General features: G+C 66.5%; 5 protein-coding genes. All 5 read left to right on the top strand.

Translation table 11 applies throughout. The features are described 5' to 3' along the window. The first annotated feature begins 143 nt into the window (after positions 1-143). The 5 genes from GSQ83_RS09890 (at position 144) to GSQ83_RS09870 (ending at position 6,036) form a co-directional block, all read left to right on the top strand. Complete coding sequence (locus GSQ83_RS09890; RefSeq protein ID WP_158802706.1) at positions 144-1,097, top strand: mitochondrial fission ELM1 family protein; 954 nt, start codon at positions 144-146, stop codon at positions 1,095-1,097. Between the two features lie 14 nt (positions 1,098-1,111). Beyond that, positions 1,112-3,010 carry a hypothetical protein gene (locus GSQ83_RS09885; protein ID WP_158802705.1) on the top strand — a complete coding sequence of 633 codons (1,899 nt, stop codon included), beginning with the start codon at positions 1,112-1,114 and terminating at the stop codon, positions 3,008-3,010. A 184-nt stretch (positions 3,011-3,194) separates the two neighbouring features. Further along, positions 3,195-4,304, top strand: a complete 1,110-nt coding sequence (locus tag GSQ83_RS09880) for an ABC transporter ATP-binding protein (protein WP_158802704.1) — start codon at positions 3,195-3,197, stop codon at positions 4,302-4,304. 47 nt (positions 4,305-4,351) lie between these two features. After that, positions 4,352-5,212, top strand: coding sequence for an ABC transporter permease subunit (locus GSQ83_RS09875; protein WP_254065592.1), 861 nt, complete (start codon positions 4,352-4,354; stop codon positions 5,210-5,212). Beyond that, positions 5,209-6,036 carry an ABC transporter permease subunit gene (locus GSQ83_RS09870; protein WP_254065591.1) on the top strand — a complete coding sequence of 276 codons (828 nt, stop codon included), beginning with the start codon at positions 5,209-5,211 and terminating at the stop codon, positions 6,034-6,036. Before GSQ83_RS09875 ends, GSQ83_RS09870 begins: the two co-directional genes overlap by 4 nt. Positions 6,037-6,044 lie beyond the last annotated feature (8 nt).

Genomic DNA, 6,044 nt, shown 5'->3' with positions numbered 1-6,044 from the left:
GGTAGTGGCAGGCGGCGCGTCGGAGTGCATGACGGGCCATCCTATACGCGCTGCTCCAACCAGCAACCGCCGTTCGGAATGAAAGATCTGTTGTTAGGCAATGCCGTTGACGCTGAGGTCCCAGCGGACGACAAACCGCCGCCATGTCCCCACCCTCGCAAGCTGCTCCGACATCCTGGATTCTGAGCGAACCCTATGCCGGTTTGCAGGCACAGGCCCTGGGCCTGGCGGAAGCGGCGGGTCTCACGCCTGACCTGCGCACGCTAACATCCCGCTTCCCCTGGAACTTCATCTCTCCGCCGCGCTGGCCCTGGCCGCTGGCGGCCGTGAACCGGGACGCCCTGGCAGGCAGGCTGCCGGATGTCGTCGTCGGCTGCGGCGGGATGGCGGGAGCCGTAGGCGCAGCACTGCGGGCGGGCGGGCAACGTGTCGTCCATGTCCAGCATCCACGCATGCCGCTGCGGCGCTTCGACCTGGTGGTCGTCAACCGGCATGACGAGGTGACCGGGCCGAATGTCATCACCACCCGAACCGCGCTTCACCGCGTAACCCCGGCGCGGCTGGCCGAGGAGGCGGCGCTGTGGCAGGCGCGGTTCGCGCATCTGCCCCGCCCGCTCGTTGCCGTTCTCATCGGTGGCACCAACGGCCGGTTCCGCTTGACGACTGGCGTCGCCGAGGGTCTGGCAAAGTCTCTCGCCGCCATGATGGCCGCGGATGGTGTCGGCCTGGTTCTCACGCCCTCCCGCCGCACGGATCCGGCGGCCACCGAAATCCTGCGCAGCGCCCTCGTGCCGCTCGGCGCCGCCGTCTGGGACGGCACGGGCGACAACCCCTATTACGGCATGCTCGCCCTCGCCGATATGATCGTGGTCACCACCGACTCCGTGTCGATGGTGTCGGAGGCGGCGGCCACCACGGCGCCGGTCATGCTGGCCGCCTTGCCGGGCCGCTCGCGCCGCATCGGCCTCTTTGTCGATGGGCTGATCGCCGAGGGCCGCGTGCGGCCTTTCGCCGGCCGGTTCGAGCCTTGGCCGGTCACCCCTCTGGACGACACGCCAGCGGCGGCGCAGGAAATGCGCCACAGGCTCGGCTTCTGAGACAGGCGGGACAGATGCTCGACATCCAGACCTTCGACGCGGTGCGCGGCGGCAATGTTCTGTACAAGGCGCTGGCTCATCCCCTTGCCGCCGAGCGGGTCGCTGTCCTGGCGGAGCGGCTGCGGGATCGCGGCCCGGTCGCGCTGTTCGACCCCGAAGGCGTGGCCGCCGCACTTCTCACTCTATACCCGTCGCTCCCGGTCACTTCGCTTTTCGTCCAGGACGTTCGCCATGTCGGCGCCATCCGCGCCGGGCTGGTGGCCGAGCCGCTGCTCGATCTCGCCGCCAGTGGCGCGCGCACCGTGCTGCTCGCCGGCTTCGACGCCCGCCGCCCGCTCGCCTTGTTGCGCGACCTGCTTCCGGAGACGATCGAGGTGCTGAGCCTCGACGAGCTGCGCCTGCCGGAGGAGCGGCTCACCAATCCCAAGCGCTACCTCGACCCGTTGAACTTCGCGATGAACTTCGCCTTCTTCCGCGACGCGGCGGGACTCTCTACACGGGTTGTCACCGCCAATTACTGGGCGGGCTACGGCGCGAAATCGGTCCGCTTTTGCCTCCGCCTGTTCGGCGCCGCGGGCGAGGTGCTGGCGAATTGGGAGCAGGCCGCGCCCGCTGGCGCGGGCGGCATCGTCTTCGACAGCCGCGAGATCCGCGCCCGCTTCGGCCTCGGCGAATTCACCGGCCAGCTTTTCATCCATGCGATCGGCGTGGCCGGCCATGACATTGTGAAATACGCCGTCGACACCATCGGCGAGGGTGCCGAGCAAAGCCTCTCCTGCACCCACGACGCCAACGCCTGGCCGTCCGACCGCTATGCCGGCCTGCCCGCGCCACGACCCGACGAGCGTGTGCTACTCTGGGTGCAGAACAGCCACGGCTCGCCCATCCCCGCAGGCAGCCTGGCGCTCGACCGTATGGGACGCGAGGCGCCGGTCATGCTGGACGAGCCGATCGGCTCCTTCGCCAGCCGCGCCATCGATGTCGCGGAGCTGCTGCCCGGTCTCCGCTGGCCGGAACAGGTCGAGTTCCGCAGCGGCCGCCATGTCGTGCGGCCGCGCTACGAGGTCATTCGCGGCGGCCGCACGCGCATCGCGCATGTCAATGTCGAGCGGGCCGATCTCCAGCCTGATCCGGGCATCCCGGCGCTCTCCAACGCACTCGGCCGGGGCTTTCTGCTGCCGCTGCCGATCCTGCCGCGCAATGATTATCGCAGCATCGTGCTGCCGACGCCGATGGCCGAGACCGAGAGCGATCTTCCGTTGCGCATCGACCTGTTCGACAGCGAAGGCAGATCGCTCGGCCAGCATTTCCTCGGCTGCCTGCCGCGCGACCATGCGACCGCCGTCGATCTCGAGGAAATGCTGCCCAGTGGCGCTCTCGCGGATCTCGGTGGCCATGCCGAGCTGGTCTATGACTTTCGTGACGGCGGCAGCGCGAATGGCTGGCTGCATGCCCTCATGCGCTATGAGACGCGCGATGGCAGCCATGCCGCCGAAACCAGTTTCGGCGCGCATATCTTCAACACGCTGATGACCTACAAAGGCGAGCCGCAATCCTATTCCGGGCCGCCGCCCGGTCTGAGCACGCGCCTTTTCCTCAAGCTGGGAGACGAGCAGCGCGCCAGCTTCGCGCATCTCATCTACTCCGCCTCGGCGCCCTGGAAGCCGCGCTCGCAGACCGCGCTCATCCTGCATGACGGGGAGGGCGAGGTGCTGGCCGAGGAGGCTCTGTCGATCGCTTGCTCCGGGTCGGCGCTGGTGCGGCCTGACCGGGTTTTCGGCCCCGACCTGCTCAACAAGGCCGGCTCGCGCGGCTACGTGCTCATCCGCGACACGACCTGCCGTCTCTTCGGCTACCACGGCCTGATCGATCCGCGCGGCCGTTTCTCGCTCGACCACATGTTCGGGTTCTAACCGGCCCACCGTCCACAGGCTGATTCGCCGCCAATGGTCAAGTTGACGGCATGGCTGGACTGCGTAGTCTGACGTCTGATGTGTTTGCGAGCCATTGGAGGTCGTTTTTGCGTCGTTGTTTGTTCCTTGGCTTCCGGCTGAACCGCCGGTCCGCGCCGCCGAGCGCCGAAATCCGGGCGTGACGATGGCCGCGCGAGCGGATGCGAATATTGGTTCCCCGGTCGAGATCAGGGGCCTGACCAAGCGGTACGGCACCCACTACGCGCTGCGTGACATCGATCTGATTGTCGAGCGCGGCGAGCTGTTCTCCCTCCTGGGCAGCTCCGGTTGCGGCAAGACAACGCTGTTACGGTCGCTCGCCGGTTTCGTGCGCCCCGACGAGGGTTCCATTCTCATCGGCGGCCGGGATGTCACCCGCCTCGCGCCCTATGAGCGGCCGGTCAACATGATGTTCCAGTCCTACGCGCTCTTCCCGCATCTGACGGTGGAGGGGAATATCGCTTTCGGACTGCGCCGGGACCGGCTGGCGCGGCCGGAGATTGCCCGTCGTGTCGATGAAGCGCTCGAACTCATCCGCATGTCGGATTTGCGCCGCCGCATGCCGCAACAGTTGTCGGGTGGTCAGCGGCAGCGCGTGGCCCTGGCCCGCGCCGTCGTCAAGCGCCCCCAGGTGCTGTTACTGGACGAACCGCTTTCCGCGCTCGATCGCAAATTGCGTGAGAGCACGCGGATGGAACTCGTCGCGATCCAGGAGCAGATCGGCATCACCTTCGTTCTCGTCACGCATGACCAGGACGAGGCACTCACGATGTCGAGCCGCATCGCCGTGATGTCCGAAGGCCGCATCGTCCAGATCGGCACGCCGACGGAAATCTACGACAAGCCGCGCAACCGCTTCGTCGCCGACTTCATCGGCTCGGTCAATCTTTTCGAGGGCGTCGTCGCCTCAATCAGCGCCGGCATCGCGACGGTGGAATGCGCGACGCTTTCGGCCCGTTTGCAGGCCGCCGATCGCGGCTTCGCTGTTGGTGACAAGGTTGCGCTCGCGGTGCGGCCTGAACGCATGACGATCTCGCCCCCCGAACCTGCGGCGCCGTCATCCGGGTGCTTCGCCGGCATCGTGTCGCATCACTCCTTCGCGGGCGACCGGCATCTCTACCGTGTGGCGCTCGAAGGCGGTGCCGTTGTTCAGGTCGCGCAGCTCAGCGCGGGAACGGATGGACGAGCCTTTCCGCGCGGCGAAGCCGTCGAGGTGAGCTGGGACCCAGCCTCAAACGTTCTGGTCGGGCCCTGATGCGCTGGGGCACCCTGTTTCGTTTGCCGCGCGACAGGCGAAGCGTCGTGATCGCGCTCGTGCTCGGCTGGTACGTGATCTTCTTCATGATCCCCTTCTTCCTCGTGCTGAAGATCTCGCTGTCGCGCCTGTCCGACATGATCCCGCCCTACGCGCCAATGTTTACCTTCGACGGCATGCGCCTCGCCATCACGCTGACCTTCGAGAATTTCTCGCAGCTCCTGTCCGATCCGATCTTCGTTCTGTCCTATCTCGGCTCGCTGCAAACCGCCGCGATCACCACGATCTTTTGCATCCTTCTGGGCTATCCGCTGGCCTATGCCGTCGCCGCCGCCAGACCCTCCGCCCGCCCGAGCCTTCTGCTGCTGATGACGATCCCGTTCTGGACATCCTTCCTCATCCGCATCTACGCCTGGATCGGCATCCTCAAAGACAATGGTCTGCTCAACAACCTGCTCATATGGCTGGGCGTGATCGCGCATCCGCTGCGCATCATGAACACCTCGACCTCGATCTATATCGGGATGGTCTATTGCTATCTGCCGTTCTTCGTCCTGCCGCTCTACGCCGTACTCGAGAAGATGGACTGGTCGCTGCTGGAAGCCGCGAGCGATCTCGGCTGGCGGCCCTTCCGTGCCTTCTGGGCCATCACGGTGCCGCTGTCCCTGCCGGGTGTCGCGGCCGGTGCGCTGCTCGTCTTCGTTCCCGCGACAGGCGAGTATCTCATCCCGCGCATTCTTGGCGGCGCGGTCAATCTGATGATCGCGCCGGTGCTGTGGGACTCGTTCTTCGTCGCGCGGGATTGGCCGATCGCCTCTGCCGCCACGGTGGCGCTGGTCCTGCTATTGCTCCTGCCGCTTGCTTTCGTGGAACGCGCCCGTTCGGCTGCCGCGGAGGCCCGGGCTTGAACGCCACGCTGACCCCGGCCGGCCGGCGCCTGCTGTTCGGCGTGCTCGTCGCCGGCTTCAGCTTTCTGTACGCGCCCATTATCCTGGTGGTTCTTTATTCCTTCAACCGCTCGACCTCGACCACCGTATGGAGCGGATTCTCGCTCCGCTGGTACGCCGAGCTCCTGCAAAACGACGACGTGTTGCGGGCCGCGCGGCTGTCGCTCGAAATCGCTACGCTCAGCGCGATCGGCGCCACGATTCTCGGCACCCTTGTCGGCTATGTGCTGTCGCGCTTCGGCCGCTTCCGCACACGTACTCTGCTCGCCGGCATGGCGACGGCGCCGCTCGTCATGCCCGAGATCGTGCTCGCGGTGTCGCTGCTGCTGCTTTTCGTGGGTTCGGAAAAACTCACCGGCTGGCCGCATGGGCGAGGCGTCGTCACGATCATTCTCGCCCACATCACCTATACCGCAGCCTTCGCCGCGATTGTGGTGCAGGGACGCCTCGCCGGTATCGACCGTTCCATCGAGGAAGCCGCGCAGGATCTCGGGGCCCGTCCGGTGCCGCTGTTCTTCCTCATCACGGTGCCGATGATCGCGCCCGCGATGATCGCCGGCTTCCTGCTCGGCTTCTCGATCAGCCTGGATGATGTGGTCATCACCCAATTCACCTCCGGCCCCGGCTCCACCACCCTGCCGCTGCTGATCTTCTCGCTCGTTCGGCATGGCGTGAAGCCGGACATCAACGCGCTCGCGACCTTCTTCGTGGTCGCCGCCGTGCTCGTCACCTTCGGCATCGCCATGTTGCAAAGATGGCGATCCACCCGTGCCGGATCCGAGTGACCCGGCAG

The sequence above is a fragment of the Acidisoma sp. L85 genome (genome assembly GCF_009765865.1).
GTDB lineage: Bacteria > Pseudomonadota > Alphaproteobacteria > Acetobacterales > Acetobacteraceae > Acidisoma.
The sequence above is the reverse complement of the archived record's forward strand: the minus strand, read 5'-3'. Positions and strand labels throughout refer to the sequence as shown.

Excerpts from the sequence above, each read along its gene's own strand:
- GSQ83_RS09890 (WP_158802706.1), top strand. The coding sequence starts at position 144 with ATGTCCCCACCCTCGCAAGCTGCTCCGACATCCTGGATTCTGAGCGAA.
- GSQ83_RS09885 (WP_158802705.1), top strand. The coding sequence starts at position 1,112 with ATGCTCGACATCCAGACCTTCGACGCGGTGCGCGGCGGCAATGTTCTG.
- GSQ83_RS09880 (WP_158802704.1), top strand. The coding sequence starts at position 3,195 with ATGGCCGCGCGAGCGGATGCGAATATTGGTTCCCCGGTCGAGATCAGG.